The sequence below is a fragment of the Variovorax sp. P4_B10 genome (assembly GCF_056402375.1).
The window spans coordinates 46,118-61,721 of the sequence record NZ_JBFUHN010000040.1; the positions used below are offsets into that span (position 1 = coordinate 46,118).

Annotated in this window: 17 protein-coding genes; 3 read left to right on the forward strand and 14 right to left on the reverse strand. The window is 65.9% G+C overall.

Annotated features, from left to right (window positions below; all coding sequences use genetic code 11):
- Position 1: 1 nt before the first annotated feature.
- From AC1DXX_RS19255 to AC1DXX_RS19305, 11 genes are read right to left on the reverse strand one after another with little or no spacing between them, the layout of a single operon-like run.
- A complete protein-coding gene (locus AC1DXX_RS19255; protein ID WP_478135808.1) occupies positions 2-613 on the reverse strand; it encodes a 3'-5' exonuclease in 612 nt (203 codons plus the stop codon).
- Positions 610-1,011: a TfoX/Sxy family protein gene (locus AC1DXX_RS19260; protein WP_478135809.1), complete on the reverse strand. Its 402-nt coding sequence runs from the start codon at positions 1,009-1,011 to the stop codon at positions 610-612. Before AC1DXX_RS19260 ends, AC1DXX_RS19255 begins: the two co-directional genes overlap by 4 nt.
- On the reverse strand, positions 1,008-1,397 hold the full coding sequence (locus AC1DXX_RS19265) for a VOC family protein (RefSeq protein WP_478135810.1): 390 nt from the start codon (positions 1,395-1,397) through the stop codon (positions 1,008-1,010). Before AC1DXX_RS19265 ends, AC1DXX_RS19260 begins: the two co-directional genes overlap by 4 nt.
- 32 nt (positions 1,398-1,429) lie before the next feature.
- Positions 1,430-1,924 (reverse strand): GNAT family N-acetyltransferase, encoded by a 495-nt coding sequence (locus AC1DXX_RS19270; RefSeq protein ID WP_478135811.1) that lies wholly within the window; start codon positions 1,922-1,924, stop codon positions 1,430-1,432.
- A 36-nt stretch (positions 1,925-1,960) separates the two neighbouring features.
- A complete protein-coding gene (gene fghA, locus AC1DXX_RS19275; protein ID WP_478135812.1) occupies positions 1,961-2,839 on the reverse strand; it encodes an S-formylglutathione hydrolase in 879 nt (292 codons plus the stop codon).
- The gene (locus AC1DXX_RS19280; protein WP_478135813.1) at positions 2,836-3,756 is read right to left on the reverse strand and encodes an alpha/beta fold hydrolase; all 921 of its coding nucleotides are present in this window, start codon (positions 3,754-3,756) and stop codon (positions 2,836-2,838) included. Before AC1DXX_RS19280 ends, fghA begins: the two co-directional genes overlap by 4 nt.
- A gap of 20 nt (positions 3,757-3,776) precedes the next feature.
- Entirely contained in the window at positions 3,777-4,883 is a 1,107-nt protein-coding gene (locus AC1DXX_RS19285) for an S-(hydroxymethyl)glutathione dehydrogenase/class III alcohol dehydrogenase (RefSeq protein ID WP_435468340.1), read from the reverse strand.
- 49 nt (positions 4,884-4,932) lie between these two features.
- On the reverse strand, positions 4,933-5,577 hold the full coding sequence (locus AC1DXX_RS19290) for a glutathione S-transferase family protein (protein WP_478135814.1): 645 nt from the start codon (positions 5,575-5,577) through the stop codon (positions 4,933-4,935).
- Between the two features lie 10 nt (positions 5,578-5,587).
- Positions 5,588-7,435, reverse strand: a complete 1,848-nt coding sequence (locus AC1DXX_RS19295; protein WP_478135815.1) for a 2Fe-2S iron-sulfur cluster-binding protein — start codon at positions 7,433-7,435, stop codon at positions 5,588-5,590.
- A complete protein-coding gene (locus AC1DXX_RS19300; RefSeq protein ID WP_478135816.1) occupies positions 7,428-8,102 on the reverse strand; it encodes a Rieske 2Fe-2S domain-containing protein in 675 nt (224 codons plus the stop codon). Before AC1DXX_RS19300 ends, AC1DXX_RS19295 begins: the two co-directional genes overlap by 8 nt.
- A 7-nt stretch (positions 8,103-8,109) precedes the next feature.
- Complete coding sequence (locus tag AC1DXX_RS19305) at positions 8,110-9,192, reverse strand: BMP family ABC transporter substrate-binding protein (RefSeq protein ID WP_478135817.1); 1,083 nt, start codon at positions 9,190-9,192, stop codon at positions 8,110-8,112.
- Positions 9,193-9,270: 78 nt separating this feature from the next.
- Here AC1DXX_RS19305 and AC1DXX_RS19310 point away from each other — a divergent pair, with 78 nt between their 5' ends.
- Positions 9,271-9,951, forward strand: coding sequence for a GntR family transcriptional regulator (locus AC1DXX_RS19310; RefSeq protein ID WP_478135818.1), 681 nt, complete (start codon positions 9,271-9,273; stop codon positions 9,949-9,951).
- Between the two features lie 41 nt (positions 9,952-9,992).
- The gene (gene aroQ, locus AC1DXX_RS19315) at positions 9,993-10,433 is read left to right on the forward strand and encodes a type II 3-dehydroquinate dehydratase (RefSeq protein ID WP_478135819.1); all 441 of its coding nucleotides are present in this window, start codon (positions 9,993-9,995) and stop codon (positions 10,431-10,433) included.
- A gap of 57 nt (positions 10,434-10,490) precedes the next feature.
- Here the strand turns inward: aroQ and AC1DXX_RS19320 are convergent, their stop codons facing one another.
- From AC1DXX_RS19320 to AC1DXX_RS19330, 3 genes are read right to left on the reverse strand one after another with little or no spacing between them, the layout of a single operon-like run.
- Complete coding sequence (locus AC1DXX_RS19320) at positions 10,491-12,029, reverse strand: SpoVR family protein (RefSeq protein ID WP_478135820.1); 1,539 nt, start codon at positions 12,027-12,029, stop codon at positions 10,491-10,493.
- Positions 12,026-13,318 carry a YeaH/YhbH family protein gene (locus tag AC1DXX_RS19325; RefSeq protein WP_478135821.1) on the reverse strand — a complete coding sequence of 431 codons (1,293 nt, stop codon included), beginning with the start codon at positions 13,316-13,318 and terminating at the stop codon, positions 12,026-12,028. The genes AC1DXX_RS19320 and AC1DXX_RS19325 overlap by 4 nt, the downstream gene beginning before the upstream one ends.
- A gap of 48 nt (positions 13,319-13,366) precedes the next feature.
- Positions 13,367-15,289, reverse strand: a complete 1,923-nt coding sequence (locus tag AC1DXX_RS19330) for a PrkA family serine protein kinase (protein ID WP_478135822.1) — start codon at positions 15,287-15,289, stop codon at positions 13,367-13,369.
- A gap of 93 nt (positions 15,290-15,382) precedes the next feature.
- Here AC1DXX_RS19330 and AC1DXX_RS19335 point away from each other — a divergent pair.
- Positions 15,383-15,604 (forward strand): hypothetical protein (locus AC1DXX_RS19335; protein ID WP_478135823.1); only part of this gene is annotated, 222 nt, incomplete at its 3' end.

The following is a 15,604-nucleotide window of genomic DNA, read 5'->3' on the forward strand; positions in this document are numbered from 1 at the left end:
TTCAGGAGCTGGACAGGAGCGCGTCGAACACGCGGATCGAGGCATAGGCGTCGTTCGCCGCGTAGCGGATCTGCGCTTCCGTCAGTTGCCTGTTGGCCCAGTTCGAGGTGGTCGCCTTGCGCGACTTGACGAAGCGCCGGTTGAACACCAGCGCCACGGCCGCCTTCACGCCCACCGACTTGCGGTAGCCGCGGCGGCGGAATTCGCTGTCGATGTCGAACACGGCCTTGGGCTCGATGTTGAGGCGGTTGCGTATCAGCGTGAGGTCGGTCGAAAGGCCGAAGCCCACTTTCCTGAACTCGGTCGAGGCGATCAGCGCGGCGACGACCGGATTGCATTCGGTACGGTGCAGCTGGAACAGCCAGGCCGTGTCGCGCGTCGAGAACTGCACCACGTGCGGGCCACCCGACACCTCGTTCTTTGCGAAGGTGGGCTTGGACTCCGTGTCGAAGCCGGCGACGCCGGCCGCCAGCAGCGTGACGGCGGCACGCTCGGCATCCTGCAGTGTCGCGACGACCACGATGTCTTTCAGGCCCAGGCCTTCGAAGGGCTCGAGCAGGGCGATCTGCTCGCGTTCGGGAAGGGGCGGCAACGTGGGGGTGTTGTCGTTCACCGAGGGGCTGCTTTCTTTGTCTTCACTGGGGCTTTCTTTGCGGGTACTTTTTTGGCGGCAGCCTTCTGTTTCGGTGGCTGGCCCGAACGCAGGGCCGCCTCATAGGCGCGGCGGCCCCAGAGTGCGGCCTCTTCGCGATCCTCGAAGAGATCGGCGGGGGCCAGCCGGTACGACATCGGCATTGCCTTGCCCTCGCGCACATAGGTGAAGGGCTGCAGGTTCAGCCTGTCGAAATGCTCGGCGCTGCCGGCGTCGGACTTCAGGTAGAGCGTGTCCTTGGCGACGAGCGCGATCATGCGGCCCTCGTGCCACACGCCGTGGCCGCCGAACATGCGGCGCGTCTCGATGCGGCCGAGACGCTCGAAGACCTCGTGCAGGCTCTGGACGAACGCGCTCATGCAGTGATCTCGATGCGGTTGCCGTCGGGGTCGAGCACCACGCTCTCGTAGTAGCCATCGCCGGTGCGGCGCGGGCCGTCGAGCAGCGGGTAGCCGTCGGCCTTCAGCCGTTGCGTCAGTGCGTCGACCGCAGCCTCGGAGCCCACGCCGATGGCGAGGTGCGTCCAGCCCATGCGCTGCGCGCCGGCTTCGGCCGCCACGGGCGAAAGGGTGCTGGTCGTCATGGCCTCGATGCGGGCGCCATCGCCCAGGCTCAGGAAGCAGGAGGCGAAACCCTTGGCCGGATTGACATACCCCGCGCCGGCCGTGGCGCCGAAGTAGTCGACATAGAAGCGCTTGCAGCGTTCGAGATCGGTGGTCCAGAGTGCAATGTGGTCGATGCGCATGAAAGGAATGAAGGAAGAAAGGTGCCGCCCGTTCAACGCTTGCGCCATGGCGCGCGCAGGGGCGACCAATGGTAGGCGATGCGTTCGCGGCCGCTGGTCGGGTGCCGGTCGGTCGCACCGCGCACGAGGCCGTAGCGCTCGTAGAAGTGCTGGGCGGCCTTGTTGGTGGCGGCCACATGCAATCGCCAGCCGTCGGACATCCGCACGCAGGCCTCGTCGAGCAACGCCTGTCCCAGGCCCTGGTTGCGCAGATGGGGTTCGACGAAGAGCTGGGCCACGTACTCGCGGCCTGTCAGCAGCACCATGAAGGCGAGCACCTGGCCATCGCGCTCCGCCAGCACCACCTCGGCGGGCGGCACGAACTCGGTCTGCACGCGCCGCAGCCAGTGCGCGATCGGTTCGATGGTGGCGGCGCCACGGTTGGCGGACGTCCAGGCGCGGCGCCAGATGCCGGCAAGCACCATGCGCTCTTCGGCGGAGCCATCGCGCGACCGCAGGTGGAAGGCGGGGATTTGGGCGGCGGACATGCGTCCCATGATACGGCGCAGGGCCGCCGCAGTCGATCAGGCGCGCAGCGTTTGCGCGTGGTGCGCGATGTGATCGGCCATGAAGCTCTGGATGAAGTAGTAGCCGTGGTCGTAGCCCGCGTGGCGGCGCAGCATGAGCGGCTGGCCGACGGCAAAGCAGGCGGCTTCGAACACGTCCGGATGCAGCTGCTCGGCGAGGAATTTGTCGGCCAGCCCCTGGTCGATCAGGATGCCCTGCGGATAGGGCGCTGCGGTTTGCGACCGCATGAGCGCGCTGGCGTCGTGCGCGAGCCACTGTGCGCGGTCGTCGCCGGGCGCGCCGAGGTAGCCGCCGAATGCGCCCGTGCCCCACGGGCACTGCGTGGGCGCGCAGATCGGTGCGAAGGCCGAGAGCGACTTGAAGCGCCCCGGATGCCGCATGGCCAGCGTGAGCGCGCCATGGCCGCCCATCGAGTGGCCGAAGATGCCGATGCGATGGCCGTCGATGGCGAAGTGCTGCGCCACCAGCGGCAGCAGCTCGTGGACGATCCAGCTTTCCATGCGCCAGTGCGTGGCCCAGGGTGCGACGGTGGCATCGAGGTAGAAGCCGGCGCCGATGCCGAAGTCCCAGTTGTCCTTGGCGCCCGGCACGCATTCGGCGGCAGGGCCGCGCGGGCTGGTGTCGGGGGCGATCAGCGCGAGGCCGAGGCTGGCGGCCATGCGCTGCGCGCCGGCCTTGACGGCGAAGGTTTCTTCGTTGCAGGTGAGGCCCGCGAGGTAGAGCAGGGCCGGCACGCGCTCGTGGGCGGCCTGCGGCGGCAGGTAGACCGAGAAGCGCATCGGCAGCCCGATCTCGTGCGAGGCGTGCTCGTGAAAGCTCTGCACGCCGCCGAAGGCATGGTGCTCGGAAAGAATCTTGGGGGTGTTGTCGGTCATGGGGTGTCGTTGCGCAGTGCGGGCACCAGCTCGAGCACTGCGTCTGCAAAGGTGCGCGGCGCTTCCTGCGGCAGGTTGTGGCCCGCGCCCGGAACGAGCCGGTGCGAGCGCGGCCCGCTGAAGCGGTGTGCATGGGCCGAGGCATCGGCGGGCGGCCGCACGCCGTCGTCGATGCCGTCGAAGGTGATGGCGGGCACGGTGATCGTGGGCTGCGCGGCAAGGCGGCGTTCGATGTAGGCATAGGCCGGGTCGCCCGCAACGAGGCCGAAGCGGTGGCGGTACGACTGGATCACCACGTCGACGAAGTCGGGGTGGTCGAACGCGGCGGCGCTGCGCTCGAAGGTGGCGTCGTCGAACTTCCAGGTCGGCGACCACAGCTTCCACAGCAGCTTCGTGAGCGCCTTGCGGTCCTTCGCGAGGCCGGCACGGCCGCGTTCGCTGTGAAAGTAGTACTGGTACCAGAGGCTGTGTTCGTTCTCGGGCGTATCCGGCTCCATCGCCTTGGCGATGTTCTGGATGTTGTAGCTGTTGAGCGAGACCAGCCCCGCGCAGCGCTCGGGCCACAGCGCCGCCACCACGCAGGCGGCGCGGCCGCCCCAGTCGTAGCCGGCGAGCACCGCGCGCGGAATCGCAAGCGCATCGAGCAGCGCGAGCAGGTCGGCGCCCAGCGCGGCCTGCTCGCCCGAGCGCGGCGTGGCATCGCTCAGGAAGCGGGTGGCGCCGTAGCCGCGCAGGTACGGCACGATCACGCGGCAGCCCTGGTCCGCGAGCATCGGCGCCACTTCGGCATACGTGTGGATGTCGTACGGGAAGCCGTGCATCAGCAGCACGGGCGGGCCGTCGGCCGGGCCGGCTTCGTAGTAGGCGATTTCGAGAACGCCCGCTTCGATCTTGCGCAGGGGCTCCATGCGATTCATGGCGGACGTCTCCCGGGGTCTTAGTAAAGAACCACGCCGCGGATGGATTCGCCGCGCTTCATGAGGTCGAATCCCTTGTTGATGTCTTCCAGCGGCATGGTGTGCGTGATCAGGTCGTCGATGTTGATCTTGCCTTCCATGTACCAGTCGACGATCTTCGGCACGTCGGTGCGCCCGCGCGCGCCGCCGAAGGCCGAGCCTTCCCACTTGCGGCCGGTGACCAGCTGGAACGGCCGCGTGCTGATCTCGGCACCGGCCTCGGCCACGCCGATGATGATGCTGCGGCCCCAGCCCTTGTGCGTGCATTCGAGCGCCTGGCGCATCACCTTCGTGTTGCCGATGCACTCGAAGCTGTAGTCGGCGCCGCCGTCGGTCAGTTGCACGATGGCATCGACGACGTTCTCTGTGTCCTTGGGGTTGATGAAGTGCGTCATGCCGAACTTGCGGGCCATGGCCTCGCGCTCGGGGTTCAGGTCGACGCCGATGATCTTGTCGGCGCCCACCATCTTCGCGCCCTGGATCACGTTCAGCCCGATGCCGCCCAGGCCGAACACCACCACGTTGGCGCCGGCTTCCACCTTGGCCGTGAAGATCACCGCGCCGATGCCGGTGGTGACGCCGCAGCCGATGTAGCAGACCTTGTCGAAGGGGGCGTCTTCGCGGATCTTGGCGAGCGAGATCTCGGGCGCGACCGTGTAGTTGCTGAAGGTCGACGTGCCCATGTAGTGCGCGATGGGCTTGCCGTCGAGGCTGAAGCGCGAAGTGCCGTCCGGCATCTGGCCCTTGCCCTGCGTGCCGCGGATCAACTGGCACAGGTTGGTCTTGCGCGAGAGGCAGAACTTGCACTGGCGGCACTCGGGGGTGTAGAGCGGAATGACGTGGTCGCCCTTCTTGAGCGTGGTGACGCCAGGGCCGACATCGACCACGATGCCCGCGCCTTCATGGCCGAGGATCGCGGGGAAGATGCCTTCGGGGTCGGCGCCCGAGAGCGTGTAGTAGTCGGTGTGGCAGATGCCGGTGGCCTTGATCTCGACCAGCACCTCGCCGAACTTCGGGCCTTCGAGGTCCACGGTTTCGATGGTCAGAGGGGCTCCGGATTTCCAGGCGACGGCGGCTTTGGTTTTCATGGGGGGTCCTTGGAAGAGGGGGGCGGCGGCAGTTCCRCGCCCCCCGAGCTTAAAACGGTTCCGGGTCGATGCCCGCGGCGAAGATGCCCGGCATGCCGATGAAGTGCGGCAGCGCCTTGACGCGGGCGATCCAGCGCCGGAGTGCAGGATACCGGCCGAGCGCGATGCCGCCTTCGGGGGCGAGGGCAATGTACGGAAAGCAGGCGATGTCGGCAATCGTGGGCGCATTTCCGGTCAACCACGCGTGGTCTTCGATCTCGCCATCGGCCAGGTGGTCCTCGATATGCGCGAACAGCTTGTGCGCGGCGTTGCGGCAAGCGACCACGTCGAAGGGGTAGCCGAACGCGTCGTGCAGCCGTGCGGCCGAGGCTGTGCGCGTGATGTCCTCGGCCACCGCGAGCCAGAGCGCCACCCGTCCGCGTGCCTTGGGATCGGTCGGCAACCAGCGCCCGCTGCCGTCGTACTGGCTCGCGAGGTAGACCAGGATGGCCTGTGCGTCGCGCAGCACATAGCCCTCGTCGTCGATTGCGGGGAGCTGGCCCAAGGGGTTGATGCGCAGGAAGGCGTCGCCCTTGTGCTCGCGGCCCGGATGGAAATTGACCGGCACACGCGTGTACGGCAGCCCGATCAGGCCCATGAAGAGGCGCAGCTTGTAGCAGTTGCCCGAGAGTTCGTCGTTGTACAGCTTGATCATGTCGTCGCGTTCAAAGGTCGAGCACCAGCGTCTTCGAACGCGAGCGCGAGACGCAGGGCAACATCTGCATGTTGCCGGCCTTCTCGCCCGCGCTCAGGTACTGGTCGCGATGCTCGGGCGTGCCGTCGACCACGGAGCACAGACAGGTGCCGCACACGCCCTGTTCGCAGTTGGTGTCGATCGCCACGTCGATCGACCGCAGCACCTCGACGATGCTGCGGTCGGCCGGCACCTGCACCGTGCGGCCGCTGCGCGCCAGGGTCAGTTCGAAGGGCATGCCACCGGCCTCGATCGGACCTGCCAGCCTGAAGTACTCGAAGTGCATGCATTCGCGCGGCCAGCCGGCGGCCGCGCCCGTGGCTTCAACCAGCTGCATCAGCGGCAAGGGGCCGCAGGTATAGCTGTGCGTGCCGGCATCGCTTCGGTCGAGCAGCGCTTCGATGGTTTCGCGCGTGGCCTCGGGCGAAAGCCCGGCGTGCAGGGTCCAGCGGCCAGCGAGTTCGTCGTCGAGCTCCGCCCGGAAGGCCGCGTGCGCCGCCGAACGGCAGAAGTAGTGCAGGTGGACATCTCCACCGCGGGCCGCAAGATGCCGGGCCATCGAAAGCAGTGGCGTGATGCCGATACCGCCCGCGATGAGCAGGCTGCGCGTCGCCGACCTGTCGAGCGCGAAGTTGTTCTTCGGCAGGCTGACGCGCAGCAGGTCCCCCGGGCGAACCGCATCGTGCATTGCGGCCGACCCGCCACGCGAGGCCTCTTCGCGCTTGACCGCGATCGTGTAGGCGCCGTCGTCTGCCGGGCCGTTGCACAGCGAGTACTGGCGGATCAGCCCGCCGGGCAGATGCACGTCCAGGTGCGCACCGGGCGACATCGGCGGCAGCGGGCCGCCGGCCGGTGAGCGCAGCGTGAAGGCTGTCACGCCGTCGGCCACGCGGCGCTTGTCGGTGACCTCTACCGAGAGCTGCGCCGGGGCAGCTGCCGCCATCGGCTCCACGCCCCAGCGCAGGCCGATCTGGCGGAGCCAGCGGCGGTAGGCGCTCGAGCCCGCGTCGGCGCGCGACGGCACCTCGATGCGCGCGTCCAATGGCAGGCGTTTGTAGACATGGCTCTCGAGGATCGGCTTGTCCTGGCCCAGGATGGTCTGCTGGAACGCGATGATCTCGCCGGCGCTGTGGCTGTCGTCGATGAGCGAGATCGCGAAGTGCACGATGCAGTCGTCCTCCTCGGTCGGCTGCACGAACAAGAAGATGATGTCGGCCTCGCCGGCGTGGCCGGCCGGAGCCTTGTAGAGCAGCGGCGAGAAGGGGTTGACGACGCGGTACACGTAGTCGATATCCGCTTCGCCTTCGGAGGCAGCCGAGGCCATCGGCTGCACGAACTTGCAGCCGCGCGCCCAGAGTTCCTGGTGCGCGTCGAGCTCGACCTCGTATTCGCGTACCTCGGTGGCCTCTTCGGTGCCGAGGATGTGCGAATGCACGAAGGGAAAGTGCGCCATGTCCAGGAAGTTCTCGACCACGCGCAGCCCGCCAGTGTGGACACCGATGGCGCCCATGTAGACGAAGCGCCGGCTGGGTGCCTCGAACTCGGGCAGTGCGAACAGCGGCTTGGGTACATCGCCCAGGCAGGCGAGGATGAAGCCGCAGTGGTCGCGTGCAGCGCAAGGCGCTTCGCTGCCCCCTGCGACGCGTGCGCGGAGCGTTCCCGACGCATCGCGCCGGACTTCGATTTCGCGCTGCATCAGGCGGCGGCGCAATGTCTGGCCGGGTGCGGCATCGCCGCTCTGGCCGATCGCGAACCAGTCGTTCGCGAGTGCTGGATCGATCGGGCGATCGGTGACGCCGTTGTCCGTGTCTTCAAGCATGCGAAAACTCCTTGGCGAACAGTGCCTTCATGCGCCGGGCCGTGGCCAGTCGGCGCGCAGCAGACGTGGGAGCGGCGACGAAGACGTGCGCGCAAGTGGTGGTTGCGTCCACCGGCTGCAGCAGCAGCGTCGCGGCGTCGGGAACGTCGCCCGGCTCTTGCCAGACGGCCGGGTGTCCGCCGGACACGCAGCCTGCGGCCTTGATCGCATCGGCCAACGCGTCGGCCGCGATGTCGAGCGTGAAGCTGCGGCAAGCGGCGAGTTCGGGCAGCCGCGGCGGATAGCCGCGCGGCGCGAGTGCCAGGCTGGCCCACACGACGCCGTCCGACTCGCGGCACATGTAGGTGCGCACGCAGGCGGCAGGCGGTGGCGCGAGCGCGGGCGTGGAGGGCACGCCGGTGCATCGCCCGTCGCTGCCGTAGCGCCAGCCGTGGTAACGGCAGACCAGCTGGTCGCCCTCGACGTAGCCGAGCGTGAGGCGAACGCTGCGGTGCGGGCAGCGGTTTTCCCATGCCTGCACGCGGCCGGCGAGTGGTCGCCACATCGCCAGTTCCTGGCCGTGCAGCACTGACTGCACCACCTGGCCCTCGCGCACATGCTGCGAGAGCTCGACCGGATACCAGCCGTCGGCGGCGAAAGCGCCGCGTGCTTCTTCTGGAGTGTGCATGGTGAACTCAGCGCGGCATCGCGCCCTGGATGCCTTCGACGAACCAGTTCATGCCGGCGATGTCCGCATCGGACACTGCGGCGCCCTGTGCCGCGCGCAGCTTGCCCGTGTTGTCCTTCAGCGGGCCGGCAAAAGGCAGCAGCTTACCCGCTGCGATGTCGGCCTGCGCGGCCTTGGCCATCTTCACCACGTCGGGCGGCACGGCCGCGTTCCAGTCCAGCAGGTTCACGCCGCCGTTCTGCAGCGTGCCCATGTAGGCCGCACCCTTGAATCTGCAGGCCAGCGTGTCGGCGACCACCTGGCGGAAGTGCGGTGTCCAGTCGTGCGTGATCGAGGTCAGCAGCTTCTGCGGCGCCGCCTTGCGCAGGTCGGAGAACATGCCCACGGACCAGACGCCCTTGGCGTCGGCCGCCTGCACGATGGCCGGGTTGTCCTGGAAGCCGGAGCCGATCACGTCGGCACCTTGCTGGATCAGCGAATTGGCCGCGTCGCGTTCGCTGCCCGGGTTGAACCAGTCATTGACCCACACCACCGACACCGTCGCCGCCGGATTGGTGCGCTTCACGCCGAGTGCGAAGGCGTTGATGGTCGAGATCACGTCGGGAATCGCGATCGCGCCGACATAGCCGAGCTTGTTGCTTTTCGTGACTTTGCCGGCCACCATGCCTGCGACATAGGCGCCCTCGTACCAGCGTGCGTTGTAGGTGCCGAAATTGGCCGCCTGCTTGAAGCCGCTCGCGTGGATGAAGTGGGTCGTCGGGTTGTCCGCGGCGAGCTTGAGGCCGTCGTTCATGTATCCGAAGCTGCCGAGCACGAGCAGGCCGGCCCCGCCGCCTGCCAGCTCGCGCATCACGCGCGCGCCGTCGGGGCCGACTTTCACGTCCTGCACCACCCGGGTCTTGATGCGGCTGCCGAATTCCTTCTCCAGCTGCTTGCGCGCCGCTTCGTGCACGGCGACCCAACCGACGTCCGACACCGGGCTCTGGTAGACGAAGCCGATCTCGAGGGGATCGGCCGCAGCGGCGGGCAGGCCCGCGCAGGCGGTGAGCGCACCGGCGAGCAGGGCGCGGACGGAAAAACGCGATGTCATGGGCTGTCTCCTGGAGGTGGTTGCTGAATCGGTTCTCTGAATCAGTATACCGATTTAGTGTATTTACAATCGACGATCATGTCCAGCAAGACCGAAGAAATCGTTCAGAGCATCCGCAACGCCGTCGCGGCGCACCGATTGCTGCCAGGCGTACAGTTGCGCGAGGTCGGGCTCGGCAAGCTCTACGGCGTGAGCCGCACGGTGATACGGCAGGCGCTGCAGACGCTGGCCCGCGAGGGGCTGGTGGACCTCACGCCAGGCAAGATCGCCTCGGTCGCGAAGCCCACGCCCGAAGAGGCGCGCGACACCTTCGACCTGCGCTGGGCGATCGAGCGGCATGCCACGCAGACGCTGGCGCAGAAACTCACGAAGAAGGACGTAGCCATCTTGCGTGCGCACATCAAGCTGGAGCGCGCGGCCCGTGCGGCCCATGACGCTGAAGAGGTGCGCAAGCTCGGTGCTGGCTTTCATGTGCTGGTGGCGCAGCTCGCCGGCAATGCACTGCTGACCCGTACGCTCGAACAGCTGATCGCGCGCATCGCGCTGATCCTGCTGCTCTACCGCCACGACTACGACGAGCACGTCGAGTGCCTGCAGGACGAGCACGCGCAGTTTGTCGACCTGCTCGAATCCGGCGCGACGCCCAAGGCGCTGCAGTTGCTGCAACGGCATCTGCAGACGGTCGAGGTCAGCCTGCGCGTGGAGAACATGGCGGTGGTCGACGACCCCCATCTGCATCGCGCGCTGCTGGCCAATTGAGTCAAGAAGATGATCTACAACCCGTGTTCCGGGGAAAAAGCATGAAGAAAATATTCGTCCTCAACGGCCCCAACCTCAACCTGCTCGGCACGCGCGAGCCCGAGCAATACGGACGCGACACGCTGGCCGATGTCGAGCGCCTGTGCAAGGACGCGGGCGCGAAGCTCGGCGTCGAGATCGAATGCCGCCAGTCGAACCACGAAGGCGTGCTGATCGACTGGATCCAGGAAGCGGGCCGCGAAGTGGCCGCCGGCAACATGCTGGGCGTGGTGATGAACCCCGGCGCCTACACCCACACGTCGATTGCGCTGCACGATGCGATCAAGGGCGCGAGCGTGCCGGTGATCGAGCTGCACATCTCGAACGTGCATACGCGGGAAGAGTTTCGCCACCACTCGTACATCTCGCCTGCGGCGCGCGGGATCATCGTGGGGCTGGGGGTGAAGGGCTACACGCTGGCGATTGCGGCGCTGGTTCCTTAGGCTCGCCCCCCGGGGGCAACACCTGCGGCCCGGCGAAGCCGGTTCCGCGGTGTTCCGCTAGTACTGCTGTTTAGGAGCGGTCGCCTTCCAACTGCGGCTGATACGGCCCGCACTGTCGATGCTCTCCAGATGCACGTCGAAGCCCCAGAGCCGGGCGACGTGCTTCAACACTTCTTCCGCACCGTCGTGCAGCGGCAGGTTGTTGCGCTGCGTGTGCCGCAGCGTCAGCGAGCGGTCGCCGCGGGTGGCGACGCTCCACACCTGGATGTCGGGCTCGCGGCTGCTGATGTCGTACTGGCGTGACAGCGATTCGCGCAGCGACTGGTAGCCGCTGTCGTCATGGATGGCGGACACCTCGAGCTCGGATTCGCTCTGGTAGTCGCGGATCGAGAACAGCCTGAAGTCGCGCATCGTCTTCGGGCTCAGGAACTGGCCGACGAAGCTCTCGTCCTTGAAGTTGCGCATCGCGTAGTCGAGCGTCTTGACCCAGTCGGTGCCGGCGAAGTCGGGGAACCAGCGGCGGTCTTCCTCGGTGGGCTTCTCGCAGATGCGCCGCAGATCGGTGAACATCTTGAAGCCCAGCGCATAGGGGTTGATGCCGCTGTAGGCACGGTGGCCCACCGGCGGCTGGAAGATCACGCCCGTGTGCGAACTGAGCCATTCCATCATGAAGCCGTCGGCCAGCTGGCCGCGCTCGTACATGGTGTTGAGCAGGGTGTAGTGCCAGAACGTGGCCCAGCCTTCGTTCATCACCTGCGTCTGGCGCTGCGGATAGAAGTACTGCGCGATCTTGCGCACGATGCGCACCACCTCGCGCTGCCAGGGTTCAAGCAGCGCGGCGTTCTTCTCGATGAAATAGAGCAGGTTCTCCTGCGGCTCCGACGGGAAGCGCCGCGTGGCGTCGGACTCGGCGGCCTGTTCGGCGCGCCGCGGCAGCGTGCGCCAGAGATCGTTCACCTGCTGCTGCATGTGGCGCTCGCGGTCGGCGCGCTGCACGCTTTCCTGCGCCAGCGAGCGCTTCTGCGGGCGGCGATAGCGGTCGACGCCGTAGTTCATCAACGCGTGGCAGGAGTCGAGCAGTTCCTCGACCGCATCGAGGCCCTGCCGCTCCTCGCACTCGGCGATGTAGTGTCGCGCGTAGACGAGGTAGTCGATGATGGACGACGCATCGGTCCACATCCGGAACAGGTAGTTGCCCTTGAAGAAGCTGTTGTGGCCGTAGGCCGCGTGCGCGATCACCAGGGCCTGCATGGCCATGGTGTTCTCTTCCATCAGGTAGGCAATGCAGGGATCGGAGTTGATGACGATCTCGTAGGCCAGCCCCATGTGGCCGCGGCGGTAGTTCTTCTCGGTGGCGATGAACTGCTTGCCGTACGACCAGTGGCGGTAGATCATCGGCATGCCCACGCTGGCGTAGGCATCCATCATCTGCTCGGCAGTGATCACCTCGAGCTGGTTCGGGTACACGTCGAGCCCGAAACCCTTGGCTGTCTTGGCGATTTCGGTGTGGTAGGTCTCGATCAGCTCGAAGGTCCAGTCGGAAGGACTGGGCAGGCGCTCCAGCACCAGGTCGGACGGAGGACGGTCGGCGTTCATGAGGTGACCCCTTCCTTCTTGAACAGGTCGCGGAACACAGGGTAGATGTCTTGGGCGTCCGACACCTTGCGCATCGCGAAGTTGGGTTGCGTGCCTTCGAGCTGCGCGTACTCCTGCCACAGGTTCTGCTCGGTCTCGGCCACCTGCACATAGGCGTAGTAGCGCACCACCGGCAAAATGCTGTCGACCAGCAACTCGCGGCAGCGGCCGCTGTCCTGGTGCCAGTTGTCGCCGTCGCTGGCCTGTGCGCCGTAGACGTTCCATGCGCCGCTGGGGTAGCGCGCCTTGATGATCTCGTCCATCAGCACCAGCGCGCTCGACACCACGGTGCCGCCGGTTTCGGTGGCGTGGAAGAACTCTTCCTCGGTCACTTCCTGCGCCTGCGTGTGGTGGCGCAGGAACACCAGATCGATGGTTTCGTAGTGCCGCGTGAGGAACATGTAGAGCAGCATGAAGAAGCGCTTGGCCATGTCCTTGCGCGCCTCGTCCATCGAGCCCGAGACGTCCATCAGGCAGAACATCACGGCCTTGGCGCTCGGCACCGGCGTCTTCACGCGGTTGCGGTAGCGCAGGTCGATGGGATCGATGTAAGGCACATGCCGCATGGTGCGGCGCAACTCGGCAATGCGCTCTTCGGTTTCCTTGATTTCGCTCTGGATCAAGGCCTGCGCAGCCTGGGGGTGCTGCTTCAGATGCTCCAGATGGGCTTCGAGGCGCTTCAGTTCCTTGCGCGGCTCGCCGCCCAGCGCGATGCGGCGGGCGAGGGCGCCGCGCATCGAGCGCACCACATGCAGGTTGTTGGGCGAACCGTCGCTCGTGAAGCCGGCGCGGTGGCTCTTCCACTCGGGCACGTCGGCGATCTGGGTGCGGATCAGGTGCGGCAGCGCGAGGTCGTCGAAGAAGACGCGCATGAACTCCTCGCGGGTGAGGCGGAAGACGAAGTCGTCCTCCCCCTCGCCACCGTCACCGGCCTCGCCGCTCCCGGTGCCGCCGCCCGCCTGGCCTTCGGGGCGCGCGATGCGGTCGCCCTTCAGGTACTCCTGGTTGCCCGGATGCACGTACTCGCGGTCGCCCCCACGCGCATGCCCGAACACCGGTTCGGACACATCGTGGCGCGGCAGGGTCACGTCTTCGCCTTGCTCCAGTTCGCGGATGTTGCGGCCGCTGACGGCGCGCCGCACCGCCTCCTGGATCTGTCCCTTGTAGCGCCGGAGAAAGCGCTCACGGTTGCCAATGGACTTGTTCTTGCCCGATAGCCGGCGGTCGATGATCTGCTGCAGGATGGCCACGATGGTGTCTAAGCTCCTTGCAAAAAGAGGACGATTGAGGCGTCGTCGTTATGAACTCTTGCGCACGCGCAGGTACCACTCGCAGAGCAGGCGAACCTGCTTGGCCGTATAGCCCTTCTCGACCATGCGGGTCACGAAGTCCTCGTGCTTCTTCTGCTCGTCGGCGCTGCTCTTCGTGTTGAAGCTGATCACCGGCAGAAGCTCTTCGGTGTTGGAGAACATCTTCTTCTCGATCACCGCGCGCAGCTTTTCGTAGCTGGTCCACGCCGGGTTGCGCCCTGCGTTGCCGGCCCGTGCGCGCAGCACGAAGTTGACGATCTCGTTGCGGAAGTCCTTCGGGTTGCCGATGCCCGCGGGCCGCTCGATCTTTTCGAGTTCGGCGTTCAGCGAGGCGCGGTCGAACACTTCGCCGGTGTCCACGTCGCGGAACTCCTGGTCCTGGATCCAGTAGTCGGCGTAGGTGACGTAGCGGTCGAAGATGTTCTGGCCGTACTCGCTGTAGCTCTCGAGGTAGGCGGTCTGGATTTCCTTGCCGATGAACTCGGCGTAGCGCGGCGCCAGCAACTCCTTGATGTAGCTGATGTACTTCTGCTCGACCTCGGGCGGGAACTGCTCGCGCTCGATCTGCTGCTCGAGCACGTACATCAGGTGCACCGGGTTGGCGGCGACCTCGGAGCTGTCGAAGTTGAACACCTTCGAGATGATCTTGAAGGCGAAGCGCGTCGAGACGCCGCTCATGCCCTCGTCGACGCCCGCGTAGTCGCGGTACTCCTGGATCGACTTGGCCTTGGGGTCGGTGTCCTTGAGGTTCTCGCCGTCGTACACCTGCATCTTGCTGAAGGTGCTCGAGTTCTCGGGCTCCTTCAGGCGCGTGAGCACCGAGAGCTGGGCCATCATGCGCAGGGTTCCGGGGGCGCAGGGTGCCTGGGCCAGCGAGGAGTTGCGCACCAGCTTCTCGTAGATCTTGATTTCTTCCGAGGCGCGCAGGCAGTACGGCACCTTGACGATGTAGATCCGGTCGAGGAAAGCCTCGTTGTTCTTGTTGTTGCGGAAGGCCTTCCACTCGCTTTCGTTGCTGTGGGCGAGCACGATGCCGTCGAACGGAATGGCGCCGAAGCCCTCGGTGCCCTTGAAGTTGCTTTCCTGCGTGGCGGTCAGCAGCGGGTGCAGCACCTTGATGGGCGCCTTGAACATTTCCACGAATTCGAGCAGGCCCTGGTTGGCCAGGCACAGGCCACCGGAGTAGGCGTAGGCGTCCGGGTCGTCCTGGGCGTAGGTTTCGAGCTTGCGGATGTCGACCTTGCCGACCAGCGAGGAGATGTCCTGGTTGTTCTCGTCGCCCGGCTCGGTCTTGGCGACCGCGATCTGCCGCAGCACCGAGGGGAAGCGCTTGACCACCTTGAACTGGCGAATGTCGCCGCCGTATTCCTCGAGCCGCTTGACGGCCCAGGGAGAGAGAATCCGATTCAGGTAACGGCGGGGAATGCCGTATTCCTTTTCAAGTATCTCGCCGTCTTCGAGCGTGTCGAAGAGCCCCAGGGGCGATTCGTTCACCGGCGAACCGTGGATCGCGTAGAAGGGCACATGCTCCATGAGCTGCTTCAGGCGCTCTGCGATCGAACTCTTGCCACCGCCGACCGGACCCAGCAGGTAAAGGATTTGCTTCTTTTCTTCGAGTCCCTGCGCGGCATGGCGGAAATAAGACACCACCTGCTCGATGGCGTCCTCCATGCCGTAGAACTCCTTGAACGCCGGATAGATCTTGATGACCTTGTTGGCGAAGATGCGCGAAAGCCGGGGGTCGTTGCGCGTATCGACCAGTTGGGGTTCGCCAATGGCCTTGAGCATTCGCTCGGAGGCGGTGGCGTACGCCGTGGGATCGCGCTTGCAGATATCGAGGTATTCCTGCAAGGAGAGAACCTCCTCGCGGGTGCGCTCGTAGCGGGCGGCAAAGTTGCTGATCACGTCCATGGTCACGCCTCCATCAGGTCAGCGGGGCTTTTGGCCCCGGGGGCGTGCAGCAAAGGCAATGCGTCGCGACATTTCAAAAAGATGTRCTCGCCCATGGCTGCATGCCGTGGAAAAACTCCCTTACACAATCTGCTCAATCAGCATAAAGCAAAGATTGAACCCGGTAAATCTTTTGTTTATTCAGAACCCTGCCGGCAGGTAAAGTTCCTGAAAAAAATCGGAACTAGTATTCGGATTTCAGTTAAATTTAAAGGCTCGCTCGCGCAATTATCTCCGGGTGAAATGCCTATATCCAATGGCTATCGTTCTCATTGG

Coding starts and splice junctions, on each gene's coding strand:
- AC1DXX_RS19300 (WP_478135816.1), bottom strand. CDS start 8,102: ATGCACACTCCAGAAGAAGCACGCGGCGCTTTCGCCGCCGACGGCTGG.
- AC1DXX_RS19290 (WP_478135814.1), bottom strand. CDS start 5,577: ATGATCAAGCTGTACAACGACGAACTCTCGGGCAACTGCTACAAGCTG.
- aroQ (WP_478135819.1), top strand. CDS start 9,993: ATGAAGAAAATATTCGTCCTCAACGGCCCCAACCTCAACCTGCTCGGC.
- fghA (WP_478135812.1), bottom strand. CDS start 2,839: ATGACCGACAACACCCCCAAGATTCTTTCCGAGCACCATGCCTTCGGC.
- AC1DXX_RS19305 (WP_478135817.1), bottom strand. CDS start 9,192: ATGACATCGCGTTTTTCCGTCCGCGCCCTGCTCGCCGGTGCGCTCACC.
- AC1DXX_RS19330 (WP_478135822.1), bottom strand. CDS start 15,289: ATGGACGTGATCAGCAACTTTGCCGCCCGCTACGAGCGCACCCGCGAG.
- AC1DXX_RS19260 (WP_478135809.1), bottom strand. CDS start 1,011: ATGAGCGCGTTCGTCCAGAGCCTGCACGAGGTCTTCGAGCGTCTCGGC.
- AC1DXX_RS19285 (WP_435468340.1), bottom strand. CDS start 4,883: ATGAAAACCAAAGCCGCCGTCGCCTGGAAATCCGGAGCCCCTCTGACC.
- AC1DXX_RS19270 (WP_478135811.1), bottom strand. CDS start 1,924: ATGTCCGCCGCCCAAATCCCCGCCTTCCACCTGCGGTCGCGCGATGGC.
- AC1DXX_RS19265 (WP_478135810.1), bottom strand. CDS start 1,397: ATGCGCATCGACCACATTGCACTCTGGACCACCGATCTCGAACGCTGC.
- AC1DXX_RS19320 (WP_478135820.1), bottom strand. CDS start 12,029: ATGAACGCCGACCGTCCTCCGTCCGACCTGGTGCTGGAGCGCCTGCCC.
- AC1DXX_RS19280 (WP_478135813.1), bottom strand. CDS start 3,756: ATGAATCGCATGGAGCCCCTGCGCAAGATCGAAGCGGGCGTTCTCGAA.
- AC1DXX_RS19295 (WP_478135815.1), bottom strand. CDS start 7,435: ATGCTTGAAGACACGGACAACGGCGTCACCGATCGCCCGATCGATCCA.
- AC1DXX_RS19310 (WP_478135818.1), top strand. CDS start 9,271: ATGTCCAGCAAGACCGAAGAAATCGTTCAGAGCATCCGCAACGCCGTC.